This is a genomic window from Gemmatimonadota bacterium (assembly GCA_009838645.1).
Taxonomy (GTDB): Bacteria; JAAXHH01; JAAXHH01; order JAAXHH01; family JAAXHH01; genus JAAXHH01.
Genome location: VXRC01000033.1, coordinates 1 through 26147, shown reverse-complemented (window position 1 = coordinate 26147; position 26147 = coordinate 1). Strand labels below are relative to the sequence as shown.

Annotated in this window: 24 protein-coding genes and 1 tRNA gene; 11 read left to right on the top strand and 14 right to left on the bottom strand. The window is 63.0% G+C overall.

The features are described 5' to 3' along the window. Positions 1 to 929: Ig-like domain-containing protein (locus F4Y38_09830; GenBank protein MXY49574.1), on the top strand; the 929-nt coding region annotated here is incomplete at its 5' end. Between the two features lie 267 nt (positions 930 to 1196). Continuing rightward, a complete protein-coding gene (locus F4Y38_09825; protein ID MXY49573.1) occupies positions 1197 to 3500 on the top strand; it encodes a M1 family metallopeptidase in 2304 nt (767 codons plus the stop codon). 12 nt (positions 3501 to 3512) lie between these two features. On the opposite strand, the gene lepB is transcribed toward F4Y38_09825, so the two are convergent. The 9 genes from lepB to F4Y38_09780 form a co-directional block, all read right to left on the bottom strand. Then, a complete protein-coding gene (gene lepB, locus F4Y38_09820) occupies positions 3513 to 4112 on the bottom strand; it encodes a signal peptidase I (protein MXY49572.1) in 600 nt (199 codons plus the stop codon). Positions 4113 to 4191: 79 nt separating this feature from the next. Then, positions 4192 to 4944 (bottom strand): collagen-like protein, encoded by a 753-nt coding sequence (locus F4Y38_09815; GenBank protein ID MXY49571.1) that lies wholly within the window; start codon positions 4942 to 4944, stop codon positions 4192 to 4194. A 51-nt stretch (positions 4945 to 4995) separates the two neighbouring features. After that, positions 4996 to 5703, bottom strand: coding sequence for a permease (locus F4Y38_09810; GenBank protein MXY49570.1), 708 nt, complete (start codon positions 5701 to 5703; stop codon positions 4996 to 4998). A gap of 48 nt (positions 5704 to 5751) precedes the next feature. Beyond that, positions 5752 to 6141: a co-chaperone GroES gene (locus F4Y38_09805; GenBank protein ID MXY49569.1), complete on the bottom strand. Its 390-nt coding sequence runs from the start codon at positions 6139 to 6141 to the stop codon at positions 5752 to 5754. Continuing rightward, positions 6138 to 6938 carry an arylamine N-acetyltransferase gene (locus tag F4Y38_09800; protein MXY49568.1) on the bottom strand — a complete coding sequence of 267 codons (801 nt, stop codon included), beginning with the start codon at positions 6936 to 6938 and terminating at the stop codon, positions 6138 to 6140. The genes F4Y38_09805 and F4Y38_09800 overlap by 4 nt, the downstream gene beginning before the upstream one ends. A 169-nt stretch (positions 6939 to 7107) precedes the next feature. Next, positions 7108 to 8319 (bottom strand): CoA transferase, encoded by a 1212-nt coding sequence (locus F4Y38_09795; GenBank protein MXY49567.1) that lies wholly within the window; start codon positions 8317 to 8319, stop codon positions 7108 to 7110. Between the two features lie 54 nt (positions 8320 to 8373). Then, on the bottom strand, positions 8374 to 9138 hold the full coding sequence (locus F4Y38_09790) for a hypothetical protein (GenBank protein MXY49566.1): 765 nt from the start codon (positions 9136 to 9138) through the stop codon (positions 8374 to 8376). Between the two features lie 35 nt (positions 9139 to 9173). Further along, on the bottom strand, positions 9174 to 9539 hold the full coding sequence (locus F4Y38_09785; protein MXY49565.1) for a hypothetical protein: 366 nt from the start codon (positions 9537 to 9539) through the stop codon (positions 9174 to 9176). A gap of 126 nt (positions 9540 to 9665) precedes the next feature. Beyond that, positions 9666 to 9738, bottom strand: a tRNA-Trp gene (locus F4Y38_09780). A 160-nt stretch (positions 9739 to 9898) separates the two neighbouring features. Here F4Y38_09780 and F4Y38_09775 point away from each other — a divergent pair. The 5 genes from F4Y38_09775 (at position 9899) to F4Y38_09755 (ending at position 14385) form a co-directional block, all read left to right on the top strand. Next, positions 9899 to 10855 (top strand): hypothetical protein, encoded by a 957-nt coding sequence (locus F4Y38_09775; GenBank protein MXY49564.1) that lies wholly within the window; start codon positions 9899 to 9901, stop codon positions 10853 to 10855. Between the two features lie 218 nt (positions 10856 to 11073). Beyond that, complete coding sequence (locus F4Y38_09770; GenBank protein MXY49563.1) at positions 11074 to 11454, top strand: hypothetical protein; 381 nt, start codon at positions 11074 to 11076, stop codon at positions 11452 to 11454. Further along, positions 11445 to 12353 carry a phytanoyl-CoA dioxygenase family protein gene (locus tag F4Y38_09765; protein MXY49562.1) on the top strand — a complete coding sequence of 303 codons (909 nt, stop codon included), beginning with the start codon at positions 11445 to 11447 and terminating at the stop codon, positions 12351 to 12353. Before F4Y38_09770 ends, F4Y38_09765 begins: the two co-directional genes overlap by 10 nt. 104 nt (positions 12354 to 12457) lie before the next feature. Then, the gene (locus F4Y38_09760; protein ID MXY49561.1) at positions 12458 to 13684 is read left to right on the top strand and encodes a hypothetical protein; all 1227 of its coding nucleotides are present in this window, start codon (positions 12458 to 12460) and stop codon (positions 13682 to 13684) included. Beyond that, the gene (locus F4Y38_09755; protein ID MXY49560.1) at positions 13681 to 14385 is read left to right on the top strand and encodes an NAD(P)-dependent oxidoreductase; all 705 of its coding nucleotides are present in this window, start codon (positions 13681 to 13683) and stop codon (positions 14383 to 14385) included. The genes F4Y38_09760 and F4Y38_09755 overlap by 4 nt, the downstream gene beginning before the upstream one ends. Positions 14386 to 14476: 91 nt before the next feature. Here the strand turns inward: F4Y38_09755 and F4Y38_09750 are convergent, their stop codons facing one another. Continuing rightward, positions 14477 to 15259: an SDR family oxidoreductase gene (locus F4Y38_09750; protein MXY49559.1), complete on the bottom strand. Its 783-nt coding sequence runs from the start codon at positions 15257 to 15259 to the stop codon at positions 14477 to 14479. Positions 15260 to 15550: 291 nt separating this feature from the next. Here F4Y38_09750 and F4Y38_09745 point away from each other — a divergent pair, with 291 nt between their 5' ends. From F4Y38_09745 to F4Y38_09730, 4 genes are all read left to right on the top strand, one after another. Continuing rightward, positions 15551 to 16393: a hypothetical protein gene (locus tag F4Y38_09745; protein ID MXY49558.1), complete on the top strand. Its 843-nt coding sequence runs from the start codon at positions 15551 to 15553 to the stop codon at positions 16391 to 16393. Between the two features lie 38 nt (positions 16394 to 16431). Continuing rightward, entirely contained in the window at positions 16432 to 16650 is a 219-nt protein-coding gene (locus F4Y38_09740) for a hypothetical protein (GenBank protein ID MXY49557.1), read from the top strand. Between the two features lie 3 nt (positions 16651 to 16653). Beyond that, positions 16654 to 18168, top strand: coding sequence for a sodium:solute symporter family protein (locus F4Y38_09735; protein ID MXY49556.1), 1515 nt, complete (start codon positions 16654 to 16656; stop codon positions 18166 to 18168). A 119-nt stretch (positions 18169 to 18287) separates the two neighbouring features. Beyond that, entirely contained in the window at positions 18288 to 18635 is a 348-nt protein-coding gene (locus F4Y38_09730) for an NHLP leader peptide family natural product precursor (protein ID MXY49555.1), read from the top strand. Between the two features lie 129 nt (positions 18636 to 18764). Here the strand turns inward: F4Y38_09730 and F4Y38_09725 are convergent, their stop codons facing one another. The 4 genes from F4Y38_09725 to F4Y38_09710 form a co-directional block, all read right to left on the bottom strand. Continuing rightward, positions 18765 to 19883 carry a hypothetical protein gene (locus tag F4Y38_09725; GenBank protein ID MXY49554.1) on the bottom strand — a complete coding sequence of 373 codons (1119 nt, stop codon included), beginning with the start codon at positions 19881 to 19883 and terminating at the stop codon, positions 18765 to 18767. 9 nt (positions 19884 to 19892) lie between these two features. After that, positions 19893 to 22250, bottom strand: a complete 2358-nt coding sequence (locus tag F4Y38_09720; protein MXY49553.1) for a TOMM precursor leader peptide-binding protein — start codon at positions 22248 to 22250, stop codon at positions 19893 to 19895. A 49-nt stretch (positions 22251 to 22299) separates the two neighbouring features. Next, the gene (locus F4Y38_09715; protein ID MXY49552.1) at positions 22300 to 24708 is read right to left on the bottom strand and encodes a hypothetical protein; all 2409 of its coding nucleotides are present in this window, start codon (positions 24706 to 24708) and stop codon (positions 22300 to 22302) included. A 64-nt stretch (positions 24709 to 24772) separates the two neighbouring features. Continuing rightward, positions 24773 to 26074 carry a hypothetical protein gene (locus F4Y38_09710; GenBank protein MXY49551.1) on the bottom strand — a complete coding sequence of 434 codons (1302 nt, stop codon included), beginning with the start codon at positions 26072 to 26074 and terminating at the stop codon, positions 24773 to 24775. Positions 26075 to 26147: the final 73 nt, after the last annotated feature.

Here is a 26147-nt window from a genome sequence, read left to right as displayed (position 1 = left end):
GCAGTATCGTGATCGAGCCGTCTGAGGCGACGCTCATGTCGCTCGGCGAGACGGTACAGGTATCGGCTTCGGTGCTGGACGGGAACGGCCAGGCGGTATCCGGGGTGGTGGTCACATGGTCGAGCAGCGACGAAGCAGTGGCCACCGTGGATTCCCAGGGCCTGGTGACGGCAGTAGCTAACGGCAGCACAACGATAACAGCCAAGTCGGGCAATGCCTTGGCAACCATTACCGTTACGGTGTCACATTATAATGCGAAGAAATACGTGCTTACTTGCCCAACTTCCGAGGATATAGCCGAAATCAACCGGGATTTGGATATCCGGTTTATCGATGACCCGACCGCGAACCGGCCGCTTCTCTGTGACGAGGTCGACGGATCGACCGGACTTACTGAAACTCAGTATGCCGCGTATAAAAGTCTGATACTGATGAGGACAGCGGAGTTTTCGGAACCGTTGCCCTGGACCCGGGAATCCCTTTGGAACTGGTTTGTTGGGACAGTCGAAGGCATCGACTTCGACTCCAACGTGCAAAACAGTCATTGCTGTCGTGACGACTCAAGGATTGTGGTCACGACACGTATTGAGACAAATTCGGAAGGCGAAATGACGAGCGGTCCGCTCTGGATCGTTGTGCTTCGTAATCTGGATCAATACAAGCAATGGTATGGAGCCGTTCCAGTTTATTGGATTCAGTTATTCGTCCATGAGGCCCGGCATGTCGCGGTACCGCATACCTGCGCTGGCGGTAATGACCAGACTTTCGCCGAGATGGGAGCCTGGGCTTACGCCTGGTATACGATGTTTTGGTTTGAGAACCATTTTGAACCAATGGACTTCTTTGATTCCGGCGACCGATCGGCATTGAATTTTGACCGGCGGAGTCTGTGCGACTCTCGGTTCTGCGAAGGCGGATGTCCCGATTAGCGACCTAGACCGCGGCCGCCCGGGACCGTGGCCGCCCCGGACCGCGACCACTCGAAACCTCACCCGCCCACCATCCCGCCGGTCTCCCTTTACACGCCTGCGCCTGCGTTGTATATTCTCTCCTTCGCAATCCTTTCGTATGTGTCGTTTGCGCGCGACCCGCGTAATACAGACAGAAAACAGAGAAAATCAGGAGACCGACCTATGGCGAAACGCCTTCTATTCTACGTATGCATGCTGAGCATCGCGTGCCTGTCCACCTCCGTTATGGCCCAGAAGGGCCCCGAATCGATCAACCGGAGCAAGTTCCGCCAGATCAAGCAGGAAGCCCCGACGCCGAACGTGTACCGGACCGCTTCCGGCGCGCCGGGCCACCAGTACTGGCAGAACGAGGCGGACTACGAGATGGAGATCGAGCTCGACGACGTGACGCAGCGCCTCTACGGCACCGAGGTCATCACCTATCACAACAACTCGCCCGACGAACTGGCCTACCTCTGGGTGCAGCTCGACCAGAACGTGCGCGCGCAGGACTCGGACACGCGCAAGATCGCGGGCAGCCGGGTCTCGGGGCAGATGAGCTTCGCCCAGTTGCGCAGGCTGTTGAACGACTTCGACGGCGGCTTCAAGATCGATTGGGTGCGAGACCGGCGCGACAATCCGCTGCCACATACCATCAACAATACGATGATGCGCGTGGACATTCCCGAGCCGCTCCGTCCCGGAAGGTCCTTCACGTTCAAGATCAAATGGTGGTACAACATCAACGACCGGATGAAGATCGGCGGCCGTTCCGGATTCGAGTATTTCGAGGAAGACGACAACTACCTGTACGCCATCGCCCAGTACTTCCCCCGCATGGCGGTGTACAACGAGGTCGAAGGCTGGCAGAACAAGCAGTTCCTCGGCCGGGGTGAATTCACGCTGCCCTTCGGCGACTACAAGGTCAGCATTACCGTGCCGGCCGACCATATCGTCGCGGCGACGGGCGTGCTTCAGAACCCGAAGGACGTGCTGACCAGCGAGCAGCAGGCGCGCTTCGAGCGGTCCAGGACGGCGGACGAGCCCGTCATGATCGTGACCGAAGCGGAAGCCGTCGAAGCGGAAAAGGGCCGCGCGACGGAAAAGAAGACCTGGGTCTTCCACGGGGATAACGTACGTGACTTCGCCTTCGCCAGTTCTCGCAAGTTCATCTGGGACGCCATGGGCGTCATGTCCGGACCCCAGCACGTCATGGCGATGTCCTTCTATCCCAAGGAGGGGAATCCACTCTGGGAACGGTATTCCACGAAGGTGGTCGCCCACACGATGGACGTCTATTCGAAGTACACATTCTACTATCCCTATCCCACGTCCATTTCCGTGCACACGAACCGCATCGGCATGGAATACCCGATGATCTGCTTCAACGGCGGCCGGCCGGAACCGGACGGCACCTACAGCGAGCGGACGAAGTACGGCATGATCAGCGTGATCATCCACGAAGTCGGCCACAACTACTTCCCCATGATCGTCAATTCGGACGAGCGGCAGTGGACGTGGATGGACGAGGGACTGAACACCTTTCTCCAGTACCTGGCCGAACAGGAATGGGATACCGAGTATCCGTCCCGCCGCGGTCCCGCCCACCAGATCGTGAACTACATGAAGGGCGACGTGGAGCGCATATCCCCCATCATGACCAATTCGGAGTCCGTGTTCCAGCTTGGCCCCAACGCCTATGGCAAGCCCGCCACCGCGCTGAATATCCTCCGGGAGACCGTCATGGGCCGGGAACTCTTCGACCATGCATTCCGCAGCTATTCCCAGCGCTGGATGTTCAAGCATCCTTCCCCCGAGGATTTCTTCCGCAGCATGGAAGACGCGTCCGCCGTGGACCTGGACTGGTTCTGGCGCGGGTGGTTCTACAGCACGGACCACGTGGATCTCGGGCTGGGCGACGTGAAGTGGTTCCAGATCAATACGCGGAACCCGGAAGTGGAGAAGGAAATCGCCCGGGCGGACCGGACGGAGGAAAACCGCGGGATCAGCTACGCGCGCAACCAGACCGACATCACGGACCCGATGGTCGCGCAGGATTCGACGCTGGTCGATTTCTACAACAGATACGATCCCTTCGAGGTTTCCATTCTCGACCAGGACGAGTATGAAAGCTACCTGGAGAGCCTGACCCCCGAGGACCTGGCCATCCTGGAAAGCGGCAAGCACTTCTACGAACTGACCTTCGAGAACGTCGGCGGGCTGGTCATGCCGGTGATCCTGGAGTTCGAGCTCGAGGACGGCACGAAAGAAGTGCAGCGGATTCCGGTGGAGATCTGGCGGTACCGCGACGACCGCGTGACCAAGGTATTCGTAATGGATCAGCCGGTGGAGAGGATCACCCTCGATCCCTTCCTGGAGACCGCGGACACCGACCTGAGCAACAACGTCTGGCCGCCGCAGTCGAAACCCACGCGTTTCCAACTGTTCAAGCAGCGCATACGGACGCCGGAGAACCCGATGCAACGGCAGCAGCGCGCGGATGAGAGAGAGCAGGAAGAGGCAGAGGAAACGAAGACCGAAACGCAGTAGGTCCGCGGGTCGCTACAGCTTCAGCCAGCAGAGACCTTCGTTGCTGCGGTAGTAGACCGACACGGCCCGGCCGTAGACCGCGTCCTTCGAGATGAAACCGAAGACCCGTCCGTCCTTGCTGTTCCCCCGGGCGTCTCCGATGGCCAGGAGATACCCGGGGGGAATGGTTTCCGGACCGTAATCCTCCCCTCCGCTGTAACTGAGGTTCAGGTGGACCCGGCGTTCGCCGTAGTGCTCCTCCCGCATATCCGTATAGGAACTCATCGGCGCGCCGTTGATGGAAACCTGGCCGCCGCGGATCGACACGGTGTCGCCTCCCACGGCGACGATCCGCTTCACCAGGCGGATGTCTTCCACGGGCGAATCGAAAACCACCACCTCGCCCCGTTCCACTTCGCGCCCCTCGGTAAGCTTCCAGTCCGTGAAAGGAAACCGGATGCCATAGGTGTACTTGGCCACGAAGATCCGGTCTCCCGGCAGGAGCGTGTATTCCATGGAACCGGAAGGAACGGTATAGTGGTCGGCCAGGGTCGACCGGGCCGCCAGCAGGACCAGCGCGATAAGCCCGAAGGAAACGACTTCCCTGCCGATCGTCTTCAGTCTGGGGTGCATGTATGCCTTTACCGATGACACCGACCGCGGTCCGGCTACTACGACCGCGGTCCGGCTACTACGATCTCGGTGTCCGTGACTATACCCGTTCGAAGAAGTAGCTGATCCCACCGTCTTCCCCGAACACGATGTCGAAGAACATCAGCTCGTCGGGAGTCGGGGGTTCTTCGGATTCGGACTGGATCAACTGCAGTAATTGGGCCTTGGTCAAGGTCAGGGTCAGGCTGTCGTCCTCGACCGCGTAATTCCCAAGAAAAACGACGCTATCGCCCTGTTTCAGGACCAGTACACTGCCGTTCGCGGACCATACGGCAGATTCATCCAGGTCGTTGGAGGCCGTGGCGTCGGCATTCAGGGTTAATGTCCCGATGGACGAATTCGCCAGGTCTGCTTCCATTTCCGACAGGAATTCCGCGACGATGGCATCTGCGGTCGTCTCGTCCAGACCCCCTATATTCACCAAGAAATCCTTTAGATTCTGCGCAAGGGTTTGAGCGAGATCCGTACCCACGGCTCGCCACGAACCGACCAGGTCCAGGTCGATGACCCGAACTTCGCCGGGCGGCCCCTGCGGCCCTTCCGGCCCTTCCGGTCCTTCCGGTCCCTGCGGTCCTGTACTGCCGTCCGAGCCTGGTGTCCCCTGTGGTCCCGCCGGTCCCGCCGGTCCTATACTGCCGTCCGAGCCTGGCGTCCCCTGTGGTCCCGCCGGTCCCGCCGGTCCGGCCGGTCCGGTCGGTCCCACCTTTCCCTCGCACGCCAGCGCGAAAAGCGCCGGTACCAGGGCCATCAGGCCTATGGACAACGTAGTCTTTATACGCTTGTAATTGAACATATTGGAACTTCCTCCCTGATTGGTGAATTGGAATCGTCTGTCCTGATGTCTTTAGTCTCTCGAGGACAGGAAGAACTGCAGAATGTACCAGAACAAGAGCGCAACGGAGGCGAAGAGTTGAAGCGCCGCGCCTACGTGCCGGTCTTCCGGATAGTGGTGCAGGACGTTCGATGTGTCGTAGAGGATCGCACCGCCGGCCAGTACGATCATGGCCACGGTGAAGATCGTTCCCAGGTGGAACCCGAAAAGCACGCTGGCCACGATCAGCACGAGGGCGCAGATGAACCCCCACCTCAGCAGTCCGCCGAGGAAGGAAAAGTCCTTGCGGGTATGAAAGGCCACGATCGTCAACCCGAGGAAACCGAGGAGCGTGACCGTGGCAGCGCTGTTGATCACGCCCGGCGCCATGGAATCGGCAACGTAGAGCAAAGGCGTGAAGATGATGGCCTCGCCCACGACGAACAGCCCCAACGCGCCGTACTGACCGCCCCTGGTCTGTGCACTATGCGCGAAATGGGACGCGATCCAGCTCAGGATGATGAACCCGCCCAGAACGATGAGCCAGGACCCGCCGAGCAGCACGCGGGCGATCGACTCCGCCATGCCGGTCTGAAACAGGTAGATCTCGATCAGGGCGAATGCCAGGATCGCCCCGAGAAGATGAGTGTAGGTACGGGTAATGAACGCCCCTCGCACGTCGACACCCAGTTGCGCGACGGGTATGCCTTGCTGTGCCCTGTAGGCCGCCGTCCTGTTCATTGGCTCACGCTCCTTCTTTTGGGTTTACACACCGGTCTTAAGATCACGCTACTCTTCGCCGAGCAGGTCCTCGAGGTCCTGCAGCACGTTGCCGTCGGATCGCACCAGCGCCAGGATGGCGTTGTGCGGGACGATGATATAGGTTTTCTCCTGGTAGTTGATCTCGATGGACTCCTTGCGCAGGTAGAAGGCGAAGTCGCCCGGCTGGGCCTGAAGCGGCAGATAGCGCACCGATTCGGCGGGTCTCGTGACCGGATCGCCCTCATTGTAGTCGGGATTGGGCATCAGGTGCCCCGGTCCCACGCGGACGACCTTTCCGGTCCCCACCTTCTCCTTCTCGGTCACCGTGGCCGGCAGGTACAGTCCCGAGTGGGTAAGCTGTTCGCCGTCATGCTGCTCGACGAGCACCCGGTCACCCACAATGATTAATTCGCTCATATCCCTTCGATTCCGAAGCGCTCGCGCAACACCCGCAGAAACTCCGCCTCGTCCTCCAGGTCCCGTTCCTTGCGCCGGACCTTTCCCGATTCAGAGCTGGCGGCGGGCGTCCGTGACGGGAACCCTTCCGTCTCGATCAGGCACAGGTCGCTCAGCGTGACGCGCCCCGTCTCCGTTGCGAGCGAACACACGCGCTGCTGCGTAAAATGGGACTCCGGCGAGCGCTGGTGATGTTCGCAACCGGGCGCAAAGTCTTCCAGCCGGCGCGGCCGCAGCCGGAAGCGATACTCAGGTTTCCAGTCACCGGCCGCCGTGCGGCTCGAATGCAGGCCCTCGCAGCCGTCGTGTTGCACGCGCCAGACGCCATCCTTGCGTGCCTGCGACCCCGCCTCGTCCAGCAACAGCGGCTCGCGGAAACCGTCGCCAAAGCCCACGTCCGCCAGCCACCGTTCCTTCAAGGTGACCTGCAGCGTAAGGTGGTCCCAGGGCAGGCTGTCCTCCCAGGGTTTCGCGCCCACGCGCGCCTCCAGCAGGTCGACCGTGAAGCCGAGTTCGCGCAGCACCATCGCAAACAGGCCATTCTGCTCGTAGCAGAACCCGCCGCGTCCCCGCGTCACGAGCTTCTCGAAGAGCCGCCCTTCCTCCAGCACAATCGGGCGGCCCCAATGGATGTCGAGATTCTCGAAGGGCACGGCCAGCATGTGCGCACGGTGCAGGCGGCGCAGTGTCGCCGCTGTCGCCGGCAACGGGCCTCCGACCCCGATGCGCGCGTAATAGGCTGCGATATCAACGTCCATCCGGCTTCCCTGTACGTTCCGAGGCGCAAAATGGAATATGACATAGCAGTGCACAGTGTGCTTCGCGTCCTCACGCCTCAAACGCTTGTTAATATACGGAAACTTACCCTGTGCCAGCAACCGAAATCCGGTAGATGGAACGGCGGCCGTTCCAGCTGAAACGATTGGACTAAAGTACCGCCCTCGCATCCTGCAGTTCCCGAATTCGTTCTTCCGTATATCCCAGTACGTCGGCGAGCACAAACCGGCGATCGGCATTGAATGCCGGAGGCGCATCCAACGAGGAAGGGGGCGACACGGCGCCGCTTTCGAAGGTGATCGTGCGCAGGCCGCGGATCGGGACGCCGTCGGTTCGCTTCCCTTGAAGCAGCAGCGGTTCCACGGAATCTTGGGCAAGGACCTCGTCCAGGCTCCGGACCGCGCCGGCCGGTACCTTGCGCGCCCGTAACTCATCCAGCAAGTCGTCCCTTTCCAATTCGGCCATTCGTTGTGCCAGCAGCGCGTTCAGCGCGTCGCGGTGGACCACGCGTTGCTGGTTGGTGGCGAACCGCGCGTCTGCGGCGGCTTCGGGGATGCCCAGCACCTCGCACAGGGCCTGGAACTGGCTGTCGGTGCCGACGGCCAGCACGACGGGATCCCCGTTCCGGGTTCGGAACACCGTCCCGTACGGTGCGATGTTCGGGTGGTCGGAACCCGTACGGCCCGGTACGGATCCGGCCACCAGGTAGTTCGCGGCCTGGTTGGCGAGGGACGCGACGCCGGACTGGAACAGCGAAACCGTGTTGTATGACCCCCGCCCGGACTGTATCCGTTCGATGAGGGCGATCAGCAGGGCTTCTTTCAGCTGATGGGCCAGCAGCAGGTCGATGAGGGCCACCGGCATCTTGACCGGGCCGCTCGCCTCGGTGCCGTTCATGCCCATGAAACCGGTTTCCGCCTGCAGGACGGCATCGAACCCCGGCCGTTCGTCCTCCTCTCCAAAGGCGGTGATATCCGCGTAAATGAGCCGGCCGTTTACGCCGCGCAGGGCCGGGTAATCGAGCCCGAACTTCCTGGCGTCGCCCGGTTTGAAGCTCTGCAGAAAGACGTCGGCGCGCCGTGCCAGGTCCACGATCACCTCGTATCCCGCAGGAATCGAGAAATCCACGCCGATAGACCGCTTGCCCCAGTTCACCGAAGAGAAATAGGCGGACACGTCGGAGTTTCCGTCTTCGGCCGGCAGTTTCCACTGACGGGTCGTGTCGCCGCCGGTCTTGATGTTCTCCACCTTGATCACCGAGGCGCCGAGTTCTGCGAAGAACATGCCCACGGCGGGACCGGCTAGCACGTTCGCGGCCTCGATGACGATCAGGTCTTTGAAGAGGGTATCGGAGGAGGACAAGGGAGGCTCGCCAGTGAGCCGGATCGCAGGTTAGCCGGAAAGCCGGATCGCCGGTCAGCCGGTCAGGATTCCGAAGAGGTCCATGCACAGGGATTTGCTGCGGCCGTCTTCGTCCATGTTGGAACGCCAGGTCGAGATGGAGAGCGCGGCGATGTCGCAGTGTCCCGCGAGGTGGCGGAACACGCGCTCCAGGTCGGAGGACGGCGGTCCGCCCGGCGCCGGGTAGCCCATGGCGGGCGCCTCCGACGGATCCAGGATGTCCGTATCGAAATGGACGTAGACCGGCCTGCCGGACAGGTCGCACCTGAGGAGTTCGAGCACGTCCGGGACATGCCGCAGCCGGGACGCTTCGACCAGTTTCCGCTCACCGGGGTCCAGGTCGCGGCCGTCCGACATGATCACGTCCCCGTCGGGAATCGGATCCATGCGCACGTTCTCGACCATTGTCTGCTCGCCCAGTCCGACCATCATGGCCAGCGGCATGCCTCCCAGGAACCCGCTCGGCGTCGTGTCCCAGGTGTTGAAGTCGCCGTGGGCGTCGAGCCACAGGAAGAGGGGATGGATTCCGGCCCGCCGCAGACCGGCCATGACCGGTATGGTCGCGCAACAGTCGCCCGCGACGCTGACCGGCCGCCTGCCGGCTTCCGCGGCCTCGGCTACGCGGTCGGCGAGGGGACGGTGCACGCAAAGGGTGCGGGCCATCTCGCTGTCGCCCTGCAGCGTGGTTTCGTTTACGGTCCAGTCGTCCCGCGCCAGTTCGAGGAGCGCCGGGTCGTGCCGGTCCAGGAAGTACGGCGTGAGTATGTATTGGTTACGCATGGTTACACCTGGTTGATTGTGGTCTCTCGCGGCACTCAGGTGAAATCGAGCCAGCGGTCCTGCTCTTCCGGCATCCAGCAGGTCTCGGTTACGGTTTCCAGGTCGAAGAACTGGTAGGGATCCACTTTCTTGTATTCCGCATAGGGCCCCGACCAGTCCCTGCGCCTCTCCTTGTACGCGAGGAATCCTTCGTGAGACACGTATTCGAACACCATCACGTAGCGGCCCGTGGCCCGGCCGGAGTTTCGTTCGACCTCGCGAAAGTAGCGTGCGGACCGCCATTCGGGGAACAGGCCGTCTTTGTGGGCCTCCACGAAGGCGAACCAGGTCCGGATCATTTCGTCGTGATCGACTTTCCGGTCGGGCTTGGGTACCCAGGTTTCCACTTCGAAGAAAGACATGGCCCGTCCGTTCCGTCAAGGCGGCCGCGGTGGCGCTCGGCCCGTGGACCGCGGTGGCGCTCGGCCTGTGGACAGAGGTGGCGCTCGGCCCGTGAGCCGCGGCGGCGCTCGGCCTGTGACAGGGAACAGGGGCAGCAGGATTCGAACCCGCGACCTACGGTTTTGGAGACCGCCGCTCTACCAGCTGAGCTATACCCCTTGAAATACCGCCTCGAACTGCACGGCACAAGATACATCGACGCGGCCGGATTGGCAACCGAATTTCCGCCGCCGGGCCCGTCGTTCAGCACCTTCGGGCCCGTCGTTCAGCGCCCGATATCCCTTGCCGAAAAAGGCGCGGCCGTCTATGATGCCCATTCATGAACGCCTTTCAGAAAACGGCCCTCGCCACCCTGGCGGCTACGATACTCCTCATCACCGTAGGCAGCCTGGTACGGATAACGGGCGCGGGCCTGGGTTGTCCGGACTGGCCCAGGTGCTGGGGTTCCTGGCTGCCGCCGGCGAGCGTGGAAGCGCTGGACATGGCCTATGTCCGGGAGAAGGGCTACGATCCCGCGGACTTCAACGCGGTCAAGATGTGGACCGAATACGCCAACCGGCTCGTGGGCGTCGTCATCGGGATACTCGTCTTCGCGACCTTCCTGAGATCGTTTCGATATCGAAAGACGCAACCGGCGGTCTTCTACTGCGCGGGCCTGTGTTTCGTGCTGGTTGGCTTCCAGGGCTGGCTGGGCGGGCAGGTGGTCATATCCGGCCTCCAGCCCGGGATCATTACGCTTCACATGGCCCTGGCGGTCATCCTGCTGTGCCTGCTGCTCTTCGTGACTTTCCAGTCCATGCAGCAGCGTCTGCGCGTCGAACTCACCGGGCGGGGACGGTCCGTACTGATGCGGCTGGGGCTCGTGCTCCTGGCCGTAACGGCGATCCAGGTCCTCATCGGCACGCAGGTACGGGAGGGCATCGATCCCTTCATCAAGGACGACGCCGGCCTGCCCCGGGGCGATTGGCTGGCCCAGGTGGGCCTCGTCGATCACGTGCACCGGTTTTCTTCCTGGCTGGTCCTGATCGCCGGCGTGCTCCTCTACCGGGCGGTGCGACGACACGGCATGGTCGGACAGCGACACGGCACGGCCGGGCAGCTACATGCAGCCGCCCGGTTCATCCTGGCCGCCATCCTGCTGCAGATCGCACTGGGGGTCGTCCTGGCCTACGGGGGCCTGCCGCCGGGGGCGCAGGTCCTTCACCTCTCCCTGGCCACGCTACTGGTCTGCGGAGAATGCCTGTTTCTGCTCATGGTAAGGGCGTCGCGCGGGTAACTAAGGTTTTCTTCTTTTCACATTTCCGCCGTCCGGTTATGTTTGCTCAAGTTTCTCTTTAAGTCCTCTGGCAGGCCCCGGCCACCGCGGCAGGCCCCGGCCACCGCGGCAGGCCCCGGCCGCCGCGGCAGGCCCCGGCCGCCGCAACAGGCCCCGGCCGCCGCAACAGGCCCCGGCCGCCGCAACAGGCCCCGGCCGACCCGTTCTGAGAAGGAACGATGGACCCACTGACTGCGCAGTTGAAGAACATCAGAGCACGCTTCGATGCCGGCGCGCTGACCAGGGAGGACATCGACGAAGCGATCGCCCTTGTGGAAAAGGCCGAAGCGAAGCACGGCCCGGGCAGCGGGCGCCAGGGCCTGCTCTACCTGCAGGCGCCCACGACCAACCCTCATTCGGCGGTGGTCGGCATCAGTATCTACGAAGACGGGACGGACTCCGACGGGCTCGACGACAACGGCGAGTTCCGGTACCGGACGATCAAGGAAGCCCTGGACGACGGCTGGCGCATCATCAAGTTTCCCGAAGCGTCCCTCGCCATGCGGGAACAGGATACCTACGGACTCGGATACGAGTTCGTGCTGGAGCGATGGAGATAGGAGGGAGGTTGGAGATGGAGGCCTCGATGACCGCCGTGACTTACGGAAGGGAGATGGACTGCGCGCCGACGCTGACGGACCGCGAGGTGGTCGATTTCTGCCGGAACGGTTACCTGATGCTCCCCGGTGTCGTGCCTGACGACGTCAACAGACAGGTCATCGACTACCTGGACCGCGTCGACAGTACCTACGAGCCTACGCCCATCATGAAGGAGTCCTTCTTCGTGGACGGAGTGCTCATGAACCCGCAGGCCGCGGGCGCTGTCCGGTCGCTCCTGGGAAGCGGCTTCACCCTGCCGCTCATCATCAGCAACCACCGGGGCCCCCTGCCCTTCGACCAGCCCCAGAACTGGCACCGGGACGGCGGCACGATCTACACGGATCAGCTGGAATACCTGCAGGTCTTCTACTATCCGGAGGAATGCACCGAGGATATGGGACCGACCGTGGTGCTGCCCGGGTCGCACTTCATGCGGAACAAGGCGCCCATGATGGCCCATCTCGGTTCCATCCGGGGGACCGTATCGTCGGCCGGCCCGGCCGGCACGATCTTTCTCACCGTCTACGGGATCTGGCACCGCAGGTCGCGGGCTTCTTCGGGGCAGAGGGGAAAGAGCAGGTTCCGCAACCTGCTCAAGTACAACTACTGGCGGACCGTACCGCCGCGGAGAGACTGGATCACGGAGGAGGACATCGACTTCAACACGATCAAATTCGATCCGCCGGCTGGCGTGTTCGAGCAGTTCCAGGGCGCCATCGCGGCCGCGCGGATGTTCACCTGGCTATGCGGCGCGGAGGACGAGTACAGGAAAAGAGGCGGACAGTGCTGGCCCATCGCCACCACCGTCCGGGAAGGCGTGAACCAGGAGGGCGCGCCCAGGTCGCTGGCGAACCGTTGATAGCACTTATTGCCAATCCATGGGTAGTTACCCGATGTAATTGACCCATAACGTCTAAAGGCGCGGTCGCCGGAGGGTGAACACCGCGCGGAAAGAAGCAGTCCATGAAAATCACCGATATCGCCATAACCCATATCAATCCGAAACTCGCGGATCGGAACGTCGACAAGACGGTCCAGTTCAGGACCATCGATACCCAGACGGTCTTCAAGGTCACCGCGGACAACGGGGTGGTCGGATACGGGGAGAGCCGGGGACACGTCACGATGGACATCGGGGACGTGGAGCGGTTGACCGGTAGCAGTCCCTTCGACCACGTCAACGCGGGCTATCCCGTAGGTCTCATGGGCGCGCTTTACGATCTCATGGGCAGGCATCTCGAGATCCCGGCCTACAAGCTCATGGGACAGAAGGTGCGGGACCGGGTGCCCGTCGCGGCCTGGACCCGCGTGGCGTCCCCCGAAGAACTGGCCGCCGAGGTGGTGCGCGCCGCGGACGAAGGGTACATGATCTTCAAGATGCACACGGGCGAGTACTACGATGTATACGAACAGAACAGCGCCGTGGAAGAGGTCGCTCCGCCCGGATTCAAGATGCACTACGACTTCAACCACAACCGGTCGCTCGCCGACGTGGCGCGCATCGTCGAACACCTCGAGAAGTCGCCCGTCGTCGGCGTGATCGAGGATCCGATAGTCTGGCGCGACGTAGACGGCTGGCGGCGCCTGCGCGAGCAGACGTCGATCCCCCTTTTGATGCACGTGCCGCAGCTCGGCGGCGGACCGGAGATCGGTCTAGGATGCGCCGACGCCTACATGGTCGGCGAGCACGGCATCGGCATGAGCCTGAAGCGGGGATTCGCCTGTGCCGAGGCGAACGTCTCCACCGTGATCCAGATGACCGGGGGCACGCTCAACAAGGCGATGGCGCTCCACCTTGGCGCGGTGATTCCCAACGTGATGCATACGGTCAACCTGGACGACCAGTACGGAGAGGACGTGACCGGCGGCCGTATCGAGGTGGCGGACGGCTGTTCCCCCGTGCCGGAGGGACCCGGCCTCGGCGTCGAAGTCGACGAAGACGAACTGGTCCGTATCGCCGGGAACCCGGTCACCAAGCTTCCCCGGTACATCGGAAAGACCCGCCTGCCCAGCGGGAACATCTACTATACTATCGGATATCCCTCGGTCCACCGGCTGACCGGTTTCACCGAAGGCAACATCCGGGGAATCCGGCTGGACCTCTGGGAAGAAGACGGCAGTTCATCCTGGCAGGAGACCTACGACTGGATCGAACGCCGTGGACCCTTCATGCGCAAGGAGTCGGAATGAACGAAACCCCTCGTATACTCGTTACCGGATCGGCGGGGGCCGTCGGGACGATCATCGTAAACGGGCTCAGGGACCGGTATCCCCTTCGCGGTTTCGACCGGGTGCCGACCCCGGGCCTGGAGGACGAAGTCGTGGCGGACATCAACGACATGGACGCGGTGCTTCAGGCCACGGAAGGGATGGACGCGGTGATCCATCTGGCCGGCAATCCCTCCGGCGGCGCGTCGTGGGAGGAAATCCTCCATGCCAACTTCATCGGGACCTATACGCTGTTCGAAGCGGCCAACCGCAATGGCGTGCGCCGGGTGGCCTTCGCCAGCAGGGCCGGATTGCTGGCGCCTTATCCGCAGGACGTGTACCGCAGGATCGACCTGCCGCCGCGTCCGGAGAGCTATTACTCCATAAGCAAGGTCTTCGGGGAAAGCCTGGGGTACATGTACGCGGTGCGGTTCGACATGGAGGTCGTGTGCGTGCGCATCGGGAACTTCCAGAAACAGCGGGACCTGCCCGGCCATCCCCACCACCTCAGCCACGGTGACGCGGTGCGGGTGTTCGAAAGGGCGGTCATCCACCCCGGCATCCGGTTCGAGGTCGTTTTCGGCGTGTCCGACAGCACGTGGGACCTGTACGACCTGGATCACGGCCGACAGGCGATTGACTATTACCCCCAGGACAAATCAGTCATCGATCCGGAAGCCTGATCCGGAAGCCTGATTCTTCAGACGCGGTAAGCCAGGGCCATTCGCATACGGTCATATCCAGAAAGCGACGGCCGCGATTGGTCGCGTTCGGTTAAAGCGACGTCCAGCCGCCGTCGACCATGAGCGCGACCCCGGTAACGTATCGGGACGCGTCGGAGGCCAGGAAGACCACGGCGCCCTTGAGGTCCTCGTTGTCCAGCATGCGTCCAAGCGGCACGCGATGTTCATACCGTTGCACGAACGGTCCGGGCTGTTCATTGAAATACCCGCCCGGGCAGATGCAGTTGGCCCGTACGCCCTGCTTCCCGTAGTAGTTCGCGACGTACCGGGTGAAATTGATCATGCCCCCCTTGACGAAGGTGTAGTCCGGCGGCTGCTTCATGCCGGTTTCTTCGTAGAGGCCGGGGTCGTTGGCCACGACGCCGTAGATACTCGAGATATTGATGACGCTGCCGCTGCCCTGGCCGGCCATGACGGGGACGAAGGCCTTGCAAAGGGCGAAGAGTCCCACCATGTTTCCCTGGGCGCTGGCGGCCCAGTAGTCCGGCGTCTGCTCGTCGAAACCGCCGCCGCGGCCGACCACGGCGCTATTGACCAGGACGTCCACGCGGCCGAAACGGTCCGTTACGCGTCGTTTCAGGGCATCGATCGATTCGGTATTCGTGATGTCGAGCGCCTCGGGGTGGGTGTCGAATCCCCGTTCGTTCAGTCCGGTGACGAACCGCCGGTTGTTTTCAAGGTCCCGCGAAGCGACGACCACCGTGGCGCCGGCCTCGGCCAGGGCCTCGGAGATGCTGCTTCCGAACTGCGGACCGGCGCCGCCCGTGACTACGGCGATGCGTCCGGCCAGGGAAAAGCTGTCGAGTACGCCCATTCAAAGACTCCTGTCGTTCGGAAATTCCGACCAGGGATGGTGGCGGTAAATGATCCCGGCGCCGGAGCGTGACCCGGACCCAGGGCGTGGAGCAGGCGCCCGGGCCGTCTGCCGGGCGCAGTTTGTCGACCGGGCGCCGGAGCGTAGGCCGCAACCAATTGTATAGACGAAGTATATACCGCTCATTCATGCGGGACAAAGCCTTTGTACCCGCCGGGTTCGAGTGGGATATCCTGGTCCCTTGCCGGGCCGGGGTAGGGGGCGGAAACCATTTCGCCGGAGGAGCAGACCATGATCTGGGGATCCGGAGACTATTGTTACGAGAAGGTGCCCGGTTGGGGATCCGAACGCACGCTGGGCATCGCCACGGCCGTGGCCGTGGATTCGCGGGACCGGGTCTACGTCGTCGACCGGGAGCCGAATCCCGCTGTGGTGGTCTACGACCGGGACGGCCGCCTGCTGGACGAATGGGGTCAAGACATATTGGCTCTGCCCCACGAGATTTGGATCGACGGGGAGGACAGGATCTTCATTCCGGACTGCGGGGATCATACCGTCCGGGTGTTCGCGACCGACGGCACACTGCTGCAGACGCTGGGAGAGCCGAACCGGGCCGGCGAACCGGGCAAACCCTTCAACATGCCTACGCGCGCCGTCAAGGGCGCCAACGGGGACCTGTACGTCTCCGACGGGTACGGGCAGTGTTACGTGCACCGGATAACGCCTTCGGGAGACCTGGTCCACACCTGGGGCGGCAGGGGCGCCGAGCCCGGACGGTTCACCCTCCCGCACAACATCTTTCCCGTGTCCGACGGCCGCCTGCTCGTGGCCGACCGGGAGACCAACCACCGGATCCAGGTCTTCGATTCCGAGGGAAGCTTCCTCGCGGAATGGCCAGGGCGTCCCGCGCCCTGCGGCCTGTTCGTCGATGACGAGGACACGGTCTTCCTGGGCGAGGGCGGCGGGGTCACCATCATGAACATGGACGGAAGGCTCCTCGCCCAGTGGGTCGTCCGGGGCGGACCGGTCGACCGGGCCCACGGCGCCCACAGCGTCTGGGTCGACCGCCACGGCGATATCTACGTGGGCGAGGTGGGCGTGGAGAACCTCGTGCACAAATACGTCCGCGTGTGACCGACCGAGTCTCCCTGGATACATTCCCGCGTACTTCTATGAATCCTCTCCCTTCCGACCGACATTTTCCCCGGTGGATCTGGGCCGTCTACGCGGCACTCTTCGCCCTTTCCATACCGTGGTACCTCCCGGAGATCGAACCGATACCCGTCTGGCTCGGCGTTCCGTACTGGGTCGTGATCTGCCTGGCCGCCTGCCTGGCCGTCGCGTCCTTCACCGCCTTCGTGATACACCGGTACTGGCGGGAGGACGGATAACCCATGGCGGATCAGCCTTACGGCCCCGGCGCCTTCGCCTTCCTGGCCGCCTACCTCGTCTTCATGATCGTCCTGGGATACGTGGCCCGTGCCCGCCGCCGGGACGATTCCATGTCGTCCTTCTACCTGGCGGGCAAGAACCTGGGCGCCCTGGTCCTCTTCTTCACGCTCTACGCGACCCAGTACAGCGGCAACACGCTCATCGGCTATCCCGGCGAGGCCTACCGGCTGGGATACGCCTGGATCATGAGCGTCGGGTTCATGATGGCCATCGTGGTGGCCTACCTGCTCTTCGCGCCGCCGCTCTACCGCGCGTCGCGACGGGGCAACTTCGTGACGCCGGGCGACTGGATCACCCATCGATTCGGTGCGAACGGAAGTTCGGGTCTGACCGTCTTCGCCGGCGTGCTGTTCGTGGTCGCCATCGCCAACTACCTGCTCGCGCAGCTCCTGGCGGTTGGGCATATCGTTTCCGGTCTTTCCGGCGGAGCCATTCCGTTCTGGGCGGGCGTCGTGATCCTCGCGGTCATCATCCTGTTCTACGAGACCCTCGGAGGGATGCAGGCCGTGGCGTGGACCGACTGCATCCAGGGCCTGCTCCTCTTCGTCGGGCTGCTGGGGATGCTGGCCGCCGTGGTCGCGGGGAGCGACCGCCTCGGCGAAGCGACGGCGTGGATCATCGCCCATCAGCCTTCAAAAGCCGCGCTACCCGATGGAGAGACGATCCGTACCTGGATCAGCACCATCCTGCTGGTCGGCTTCGCCGCCGCCGTCTATCCGCAGGCGATCCAACGCATCTTCGCGGCCCGGAGCGCCCGGAGCCTGAAGCGGTCGTTCACTTTCATGGCTTTCATGCCCCTGGTCACCATCACGGCGGTGGTCCTGGTGGGCATCCTGGCCATCCCGCAGCTGACGGGTCTTGAAGGGATCGCCACCGACCAGGTGATGCCCCGGCTACTCGGCGTCTGGGCCGCGGAATCCACCTGGCTCTACATCATGACCGTGCTCGTCCTCACCGGCATCGTCGCGGCGATCATGTCGACGGCCGACTCCGTCCTGCTCAGCCTCTCCTCCCTGCTCGTCAAGGACGTACTGGGCCGGTTCCGGATGGGATCGCTTCCGGAAGCAAACCTTACCGCGTGGGGGAAGCGCCTGTCCTGGATCATCATGGCCGTCCTGGTCCTCATCGCCCTGACGCCGGATCTTACCCTGTGGGGACTCATCGAACTGAAGATGGAGGTGCTGATCCAGACCACCCCCCTGTTTGTGCTGGGGGTGCTGTGGCCGCGATTCAGCGCGGCGGGCGCGGCCGCGGGCATGGCCGCGGGCACGGCGCTCGCGGCCGGGTTGACCCTCGCGGGCATGGGCAAGGTCTGGGGCTGGCACGCCGGCGTGCTCGGTCTCGCGCTGAACGTGATCGTGGGGGTGGCGGTGAGTTGGGCGGGGAGGCTCCCGGGCGATCCGGCCTGTCCGGGTCCGGGTACGCGTAAAACCGGGCACGTCCAACAGGCTGAATGAGACAATGATCGAGGACGGGTTTTGCTGTTCAAAAGACGGGTTTGGTTCCGCGGCGCCATGGGTTACAATGCCTGCAAGATATCGAAATTACTTGACTTTTAAGGTTTTAAACAGTATATATGTACTTAGTTATTCACTCACTGCAACAGGCTGTGATTCTCAAACAAGACCAAAGGCTAACGACGTTTAATTTGCCATTAGAAGGAGGAAGAGTCATGCGTAGTGGCGATGAAATGTTAAAGCAGATCGTTGAGAAGTCCTCTCTGGATGCTGATTTCAGGCAAAAGTTGATCGCGGATCCGAAGTCGACCATTTGCGAGGAACTGGACATTACGATGCCTGAATCCATGTCGATCCAGGTCCACGAGAGCGATATGCAGACGGTGCATATTGCACTGCCCCCGGATGCGAATATCACCGAGGAGCAACTCGAAGCCGTCTCGGCCGGCCTCTGCTGCTGCTGGTAAGCCGGTCAGCACACCGGCAGGCATGCGAATACCTGAAGTTCGCATGATCAAGAAGATCAATTCAAAATCCCCCGATCAACCTGGTCGGGGGATTTTGTATTGATATCCTGTCGTGGAGCTCGGTGGCGCTCAGTTCGAGAGCGCACCGGAAAGCACCATGTAAAGATAGGCCTTGGCCCGCTCCAGTCTGTTTCCGCTGATGACCAGCTTGATGTGGTGTATGCCGCGCAACATGAGAAAGGGCCCGGTCCTTCCAAACAGCGTCGTGGGTTTCGAAGCCCAGTCCGCAAGGGCCGCAAGCTTGTCCGGAACGACAAAGTCCTCATGGGCCAGCGCGTCCAGAACGGGATCCCAGTCGGTCATGCCGTCGATCCAGTAACGGGAATCCTGGGTGTATCTTTGCTTGACGATGGGCGTCAGTCCAAGTGTCGGCCCCAGTCCATCCGCCTGCACATCGACATTCAAACCGACGCTCACGACGTTCGCCCGGTCCCTGAAGCGCGCGAGCACGGATTCGACTGCCGTAACCTGCCCCGGCCATCTGGTGTTTTCAAGATATGAGCAGATTCCTTCCCTTGCGTTAAAGCCCATAATCGCCAGGCGGACAGTACGCTTACGGGACGGGAAAACGCCGAAGGAATCCAGACGCGTGTCTTCCGGCTGCGACAAGTATATCCGTTCGACGTTTCTACTCTCATCCGCATTCTCCGGCCATCCGACGCAGGAAACGAGGGCATCTACCACGATCCCGACCTCCCGCTGGAGACCACCGCCGCCGAGCAACGTGCGTTCGTTGGACCGCAGGAACAGGCCCGGCAGCTGGTTTTCGCTTCCGGTCGCCGAGCCTATATCGTACTCCAGCATCAGTTTACGCCCCACAATCTCCCGCAGCGGCGAGTGCGGAGATTCCATTTCCCCGAACAGCCGCCTGACCGCTCGAGCCGTCTCATCGGTCGTGTCAGCCCGCGCCTGCGCTTCGAAAAAGTCGCCCGAACGGTTTCCGCTTGCCAGGGATACGCCGAAGTCCGCCACGGGCCGGCTGTCGTGCAGTGGAAGTTCAAAACCGAAGGGCTGGGCGCCCATGGTGATGGGGAGTTGCCTCGCGCGTTCCAATATGAGCCCCCACTCCCGTTCGCCGATCAGATCCGGAGAAACCCCGTTTCGCAACCGCTCCAGCAGCTCGGCCATCGAGCTGCCCTCTTCGGCGAAACGATCCTGGGTGAGCAGGACGGCGTCGTCGATATTCACCTGTCCTCCTTACGCGATGACCGGTGCGGGATTCAAATCGGCTTCGGCCAGGGGTTGATCGCGAAGGCCCATGTCCACCGGCACGTCGTACAGGCGCCCTGGGGCGAATCGCGCCCAGAAATGGCGCATGCCCGGCACAACGACCCGCACAACCGGCATGCCGATGTCCGGCCGGGTCTGTTCCAGTACGAGGAACTCCATGCCCCTGGCTTCGACCTGCGCCCGGCAGAATTCCACATCTTCTCGCGTGTCCGTTTTTTCGATTACCGCATACTGCGCGCCTTTTTTGCGTGTCGCGTCCGGCGAGGGTGCCAACCAGGAACACTCCGCGATTCGAGCCGTCTTCCACCAGTTGAGCGCCAATGGATCGTCGATCATGGGACGTGCGGGCCGCGCGGATGGTCCAGGCCGGCCCGAATGACCGCCGCCGCCGTGTCCACCGGGCCGGGGCAGCCACGTAAGGCACTGGTTCAACTCGCACAGGGCGCGCAGGGCCGCAAGCCGCGGGTCGGCATGGGCGCCCGCGCCGTAAATGATGTCCTCGGTCTCCGCGTCCGGCCTGCGGGAGAGCGCAACGAAGGACGGAATGCCCAAATCGGACGTCACGTCGAGCATCCAAACTTCCCGCTCGCATCGGCCGTAGTAGTCCGTGGCCGATGCGAGGAATGCGTCGTCAAAGCTGGACAGGTCGACCCCGGGCATGCTCAACCCGTTGTACCACCATATGGCGAAAGCGTCGCGCTCGACCAGTTCATAAAACCCCTGCAGGATGGCCTCCTCCAGGGTGTTCCCCGCGGCGCAGCCGTTGGAGTCGGCGATCAGGTCGGCGGGGCCGCGCTGTTCGGGCGCCATGCTGTAGAGCATCGACGTGGGCAGATACCGATGCCGGCCTTGCGTGAACGACCACACGGGGCTCCAGTCGATTTCGGCGTCGGGATCGAGACGAGGCGGGACGATATTGTAGGGGTGTCCTGTCGCGTTGATGCGGTCAGCGTTGTCGAGCTGATCGTTGCTGAACAACTGTGCGTCGTTGGGATGGATCGCCTCGTCTTCAGCGGCGAAATCGACGAATCGTCCGCGGGTGCGGATTTCGTCACCGCTGAAGGCGCCTGAATGGCGCTCGATCGCCTCGCAGAGGGCACTGGCCTCGGACTGTTCCCGCGTGCTGCCCTTGCCGGCGCTCTTGCTGCGCAGGCTGCGCCTTAGCGAACTCAGGCTCCGGCTTCGCATGCCGGGATTGCTGCCGGCCCAGTAGACGTGAAGCCAGGCGTCACTTTCATCGGTCGTGCGCGCCAGCCAGGATACGACGCCACTGACCGGGCTCACCAGGTGGCGGTATTTCGACAGGGTAGCTTCCGGCGTTGCCGCCCGTGCTCCGCCGCTGTTACGATGGAGTTTCGGACTCGCTCTCAGATGCAACGGGGTCGGCGGCCGGTCCGGCCGATACAGCGCTTCGTCGCCACAGGCCGGACATTGCGGCCGTCGCATGACCATATGCTTCGAACTCGAGCAGGTGCCGGCATCCATCAGTATCGCCTGGTTATGTACGGGGGCCGCCTCATCCAGCACCAGCCATTTGACGATTTCAGCCGCAACCAGCCCGAATACCGCTTCGAGCACGCCGGGATCGGCGGCAAACGGCTTGAAGGCGGCTTCCTCGCCGGCGACGTGTCGCAGGAACTGGTGGGCTTCCTTGTGGCCGCTTAGCCGGTGGCCCAGGCAGTTCCAGCAGGGCCCCTGCCGGTCCGCCCGAAAGACGGGTCCGAACAGCGCCTCCATGCCTCGCGGCCGCGCCAGCGTCCACGGCGTTCCCGCCTCGAGCCGGCGCCGGTTCACCGCTGCAAATCGTGCGTCGAGGAAATCGTCGCAGACCATGACAATGAGCCGGGCGTCGTCGTCGGCCCCCAGGTCACCCCCCACGCAGGCTCCGCTCCTTTCCAGATGCCGGGACAGCCTTCCGTCGTCGCCGTCGACCGCGACGCGCGATTCCGCCAGCTTTTGTTCAGCCCATCGGGGCGATGCGCCGAGGGACGTCCAGTATGCCGCCCGGGACCGGTCCATGCCATGGTCGGCAGAGACGACGTAGCCCCGGTCGGAGAGCGAAACGACCGCCGCGCGCACATCGGCCGCGGCATAGCGGCCCTCGAGGTCGGCGACGATGCCGGCCAGGGGGCGCCGGCCGTCGAGGAGCGGCAGCAGATCGCAAATCAGGCCGCCGTGCAGCAGCGTATCGAAGGACTCTGAAACCAGCAGCGTCTTTTGATCGCCGATGACGTGGGATCGCAAGTGCGGGGTAAGCGCGGGAAGATCGACAAGGCCCCGATCGGCCGGGGTTGTTCTCGTCAGTTTCCCCTGGCGGACATTCATGCTCGTCTGCCCCGGCTTCCGGGTTTTCGCGTTTGCTCAGTGGGCGCCTTCATGCGTGTGCGGCAAGCGAATCGATCCGGGCGGCGGCGCGGGAGGCGGTCTCGTTGACCGCCGACGCCAGCGCATCGAAGTTCTCCTGCCCGCAAGCGGTCGCAACAAGGGTTTTGACCTTCGGCCCCGCCTTCGTCTCGTCATTTCCATCCTCGCCTACAAGGCGCAGGACGCCCTGGAGATCCCGCCACAGGTTCGCGGCTTGCGCCAGCGGCTCTTCGCCGGCTGCTTCGAACACCGCCGCGGCGGACGGCGCCGGATCGTCGAGGAAGTCACCGGCGTGCGTCAACTGCAGGAAGCGCGCGGCCTGCTCGACATCGTTCAACCCGCCGTGCATATGGGCGAATGCGGACACACTCGTCTCGGGCTGTTCTTCCGGCTGTCCGTCCGACCTGGCGAACCCCGCCTCGCCGGCGCCGCATTCGGCCAGGACCCGGCGCCTCGCCTCTTCGAAACGGCTACCAATACCGGAACCCTCGGGCTCGAAGACGCATCGTGCCCGGGTGAGGACGGGGACCCCGCCGGTTGTCAGATCCGCGGAACGCTCGGCCAGTTCGGAAAGCGCCAACGAAGGAATGGCATCCGGGTCGGACGAGACCGGGGAGAACAACAGGTTGTCCTGTGCGAGGTCGGCCAGGGCCTTTCGAAAACTCCGGAACAGGCGTTCGTTCGCGCCGGTCTGCGAGTCGTCATGGACGAACAGCATGTCGACCGCAATGCCGGGATAGGCTTCCCGGCTGGCCAGATCGCCCAGGAAGACGGCGGCGACCTCGCCCACGCTGTCCGTGCCGTACCGCTCGCCGAAATCCGCGACCACGGAGGCCAGCACCGTCGAAACCGATGCTTCGGAGAGATTGGACAGCGCCGTTCTCGCCTCCGCCGGGAGCAGGTTCCCGCGCACAACGTGCATGCCGACCTGAAACACCTTGTCGTTCGACCAGTTTCGCGCGATTTCGGCCGTTTCCCTCGAATCGACCACGGGCAATTCGACGATCTGGTCTTTCATTTCCTGGACGCCCATTTCATAGGTCCAGTAGACCCGGGCAAGCCCGCGTCGCGCGATCGACTCGAATTCCTCGTCCTGCTCGAATCCCTTCGGCAGATCGAGATCGAGGAACTCCTGTTCCTGCAGGTTATCCAGGAGTTCCGGGTTTCGTTCGATCCAATTCGCGAGCCGCGGGGCGGCGCCGAAGATTTCTACGATTGTGTCAAAGGCATCGGGTCGTTTCGCGGCGAGCGGACTGTCGTAGACGCTCCAGTCATCGATCTCCGGATAGAAATGCTTGCGCCACTGGTCCACCAGCGGGTCCATCTTTTCAAACCACTTCCTGGGCTTCAGCACGATGTTCATCATATCGGAATAGGTGCCCGGCAATTCCGGCGATTCGTCGAGACTGACCTGCAGCAACGGATACTGGCGGGATGCCACCGCGTGATGATCAGCGTGACGCTGCGCATTGAAAAGCATCCAGTTACTGAACTTCCAGTCGGCGCTCCACGAATGGCGGGGCATGATTTTTTCCCAGCGGCCGTTTTCCAGGCGGACCCGGCGCAGGCCGTAGTGCTGGAAGTAGTTGCTGATCTTCATCGAAAAGACGCAGGACAGGCCCAGGAAGGCGAAGACCGGCACCGCCCAGATCCCGCCCATCCAGAATACCAGCGCGTACCAGAACGCGACGCCGAAGCCGTAGCGCCAGAAGGGATTGCTGTAATGCCACATGGTCCGGCGCCGCCGCGCCAGGCGTTCTCGCGCCACTTCCCAGGAGTTGACGAGGTTGCTGACGATTTCCTTGGGCATGTACCGCCAGAAACTCTCCCCCTTCGGCGCGGATCCCACGTCATATGGCGTGCCGACCAGGGCGTGGTGGATGTAGACGTGCTCCGTGGCATACTGCGGATAGGAGGCGGAGGAAAGCAGGAACTCGCCGATCCGGCGTTCCCAGGTCGTGCGCCGGTGAATCAGCTCGTGGCCGACGACGAACACGGCCTGCGCTTCCATCGTCAATATGATCGCCAGCACAACGTCCTGCCACCATACGAAAGAATCCGCCACCAGGATCTGCCACAGACCGAAAACCAGGGTGGGCGGCCACAGAAACGCCCATGACCAGACCGGCAGATTGTGCCAGATCAGGCGGTGTTTCGGCGTCTTAAACGGATCCATGATGCGTCCGTCGCGGCCGAACACCCGGTCGAAGGACCAGGAAAGGCTCATGAAGACCATGGGCGGCAGCAGCCACCATCCGCCGTACAGCGCGGCGAGAATGATCAACGGGAAAACGCCCAGCGGCAGATAGTGGGGCAGGGCGGTCAGGATGGACGGTTCGATCTCCTGCGTCGCGTCGGCCTGGCCCGGCCCGGCGCCATCGATTTCAGCGCTGTCGATTTCAACGGGACTTTGTGACATGGCTACACCTCCTTGGTCAGCATAACCTGGCACCTGTGCGGGTGTTTACTCGTCACCGCAAGACTCAGGTTCGCAGGAAGGCGGCTAAACGCTCGAGCGCTTCGATGCAGAACGCGGTGGTCACGGCTTCGGAGCCATGGCCAATTTGACCCACCGCGCCGAACTTCAGCGTCTGGTCGCCAAAGGCGAGCAGTTCCGGCCAGCTGCCGTCCTCGCGCTGCGCGGTCAGGATGCGCCTCAACGGCCGCATCACGTCGGTACTTCCCAGGCTTCCGGCGTCGCAGAGCGTCGACACGGCCTGGGCCGTCTGAAGGACGTTGCCGAAACCGCCCTCTTCGTCAGCCAGGCCCAGGACACGATCCGCGAGGACCGGGCGCAGCCGATCCAGGGCGGGCGTCACGCGTTTCACGGCACGGGCGACCGCATAGCAGATCGCGATCTCGTCGGGGTACCACTTGGACGCGTCCTTGAGATCGCCATCGGTGATCAGTGCTTCCAGCCATCGCTGGGCATCCCTGGTTTCCGGGCAGTCACCGAGCCAGGCGATGACGTTCGCATTGACCACGGGGTCGGCTTCGATGCGAAAACGCGACACGACATCGGGTTCGTCGCCTTCCAGCATCCAGGTCATGAAGCGGCCTTCCCCGTCGCGGTTCGCCAGAATCCGCGGTATGTTCCTCCCCAGCAGGATCCAGGGGTGCGTTCCGATCACCAGGGAACAGAGCGTGGTGCTGTCGAGATCCTGGGGAAGATGGCGGTAATAGCGCCAGAACCCGGGATATTCGATGGTGTCGGCCAGATAAGCCCTGGCCGCGGCGCAGATGGATCTGGCCTTCGCTTCCTGGCAACTTTCCAGGGCAAGGACGCAGAACGCCGAGATGAAGGGAGGCCTTTCGAAATGCCGCGGCACCTTCGGATCGGCCACGTTGAACCGGATGCAGTGCAAGGCGCCTTGCCCGTCGAGCGTCGACTCCAGAAAGTCAAGACCACGTCGGATGCTGTCTCTGCCTGCTTCCGCCAGCACCCCGGCGCCGGCATCGAGACCGGGGACGCGCCCCGCCCCGTCACCCGGCGGCCGAAGGGGCGGCGCGGGATCGTACATGGTCTTGCGCAGAAACGCGAGGGACGACGCGCCGGTGCGCGCCTCCTCCCGTTCCTTCCGGGTATATCGGTTGCGCGGGGGCAGGACGATATGGGTCGCGGCGGCGGTCTCTTCATGCACGTGGATCTCGTGGTCTTCAGCCATCGTCACGCCGAGTTCCTGCTCGATGGTCTCTTTGGGCCTGGCAAGGAGACGTTTCCGCAAATCGTCGTCGTCGCCCGCTCTGAAGATAAGTAAATCAGCCGCGTTAGAGGACTTTTTCATGAACGTCCGCTCCGTATACACGGGTCTTGTTCGAACGTGCGGTTCAGCGGCTTGTCGGCGATCTGTCCGCCGC

What these genes read in the sequence shown, in the direction of transcription:
- F4Y38_09825 (MXY49573.1), top strand. Translation starts at nt 1,197, where the DNA reads ATGGCCCAGAAGGGCCCCGAATCGATCAACCGGAGCAAGTTCCGCCAG.
- lepB (MXY49572.1), bottom strand. Translation starts at nt 4,112, where the DNA reads ATGCACCCCAGACTGAAGACGATCGGCAGGGAAGTCGTTTCCTTCGGG.
- F4Y38_09815 (MXY49571.1), bottom strand. Translation starts at nt 4,944, where the DNA reads ATGTTCAATTACAAGCGTATAAAGACTACGTTGTCCATAGGCCTGATG.
- F4Y38_09810 (MXY49570.1), bottom strand. Translation starts at nt 5,703, where the DNA reads ATGAACAGGACGGCGGCCTACAGGGCACAGCAAGGCATACCCGTCGCG.
- F4Y38_09805 (MXY49569.1), bottom strand. Translation starts at nt 6,141, where the DNA reads ATGAGCGAATTAATCATTGTGGGTGACCGGGTGCTCGTCGAGCAGCAT.
- F4Y38_09800 (MXY49568.1), bottom strand. Translation starts at nt 6,938, where the DNA reads ATGGACGTTGATATCGCAGCCTATTACGCGCGCATCGGGGTCGGAGGC.
- F4Y38_09790 (MXY49566.1), bottom strand. Translation starts at nt 9,138, where the DNA reads ATGCGTAACCAATACATACTCACGCCGTACTTCCTGGACCGGCACGAC.
- F4Y38_09785 (MXY49565.1), bottom strand. Translation starts at nt 9,539, where the DNA reads ATGTCTTTCTTCGAAGTGGAAACCTGGGTACCCAAGCCCGACCGGAAA.
- F4Y38_09775 (MXY49564.1), top strand. Translation starts at nt 9,899, where the DNA reads ATGAACGCCTTTCAGAAAACGGCCCTCGCCACCCTGGCGGCTACGATA.
- F4Y38_09770 (MXY49563.1), top strand. Translation starts at nt 11,074, where the DNA reads ATGGACCCACTGACTGCGCAGTTGAAGAACATCAGAGCACGCTTCGAT.
- F4Y38_09765 (MXY49562.1), top strand. Translation starts at nt 11,445, where the DNA reads ATGGAGATAGGAGGGAGGTTGGAGATGGAGGCCTCGATGACCGCCGTG.
- F4Y38_09760 (MXY49561.1), top strand. Translation starts at nt 12,458, where the DNA reads ATGAAAATCACCGATATCGCCATAACCCATATCAATCCGAAACTCGCG.
- F4Y38_09755 (MXY49560.1), top strand. Translation starts at nt 13,681, where the DNA reads ATGAACGAAACCCCTCGTATACTCGTTACCGGATCGGCGGGGGCCGTC.
- F4Y38_09750 (MXY49559.1), bottom strand. Translation starts at nt 15,259, where the DNA reads ATGGGCGTACTCGACAGCTTTTCCCTGGCCGGACGCATCGCCGTAGTC.
- F4Y38_09745 (MXY49558.1), top strand. Translation starts at nt 15,551, where the DNA reads ATGATCTGGGGATCCGGAGACTATTGTTACGAGAAGGTGCCCGGTTGG.
- F4Y38_09740 (MXY49557.1), top strand. Translation starts at nt 16,432, where the DNA reads ATGAATCCTCTCCCTTCCGACCGACATTTTCCCCGGTGGATCTGGGCC.
- F4Y38_09735 (MXY49556.1), top strand. Translation starts at nt 16,654, where the DNA reads ATGGCGGATCAGCCTTACGGCCCCGGCGCCTTCGCCTTCCTGGCCGCC.
- F4Y38_09730 (MXY49555.1), top strand. Translation starts at nt 18,288, where the DNA reads ATGTACTTAGTTATTCACTCACTGCAACAGGCTGTGATTCTCAAACAA.
- F4Y38_09720 (MXY49553.1), bottom strand. Translation starts at nt 22,250, where the DNA reads ATGAATGTCCGCCAGGGGAAACTGACGAGAACAACCCCGGCCGATCGG.
- F4Y38_09715 (MXY49552.1), bottom strand. Translation starts at nt 24,708, where the DNA reads ATGTCACAAAGTCCCGTTGAAATCGACAGCGCTGAAATCGATGGCGCC.
- F4Y38_09710 (MXY49551.1), bottom strand. Translation starts at nt 26,074, where the DNA reads ATGAAAAAGTCCTCTAACGCGGCTGATTTACTTATCTTCAGAGCGGGC.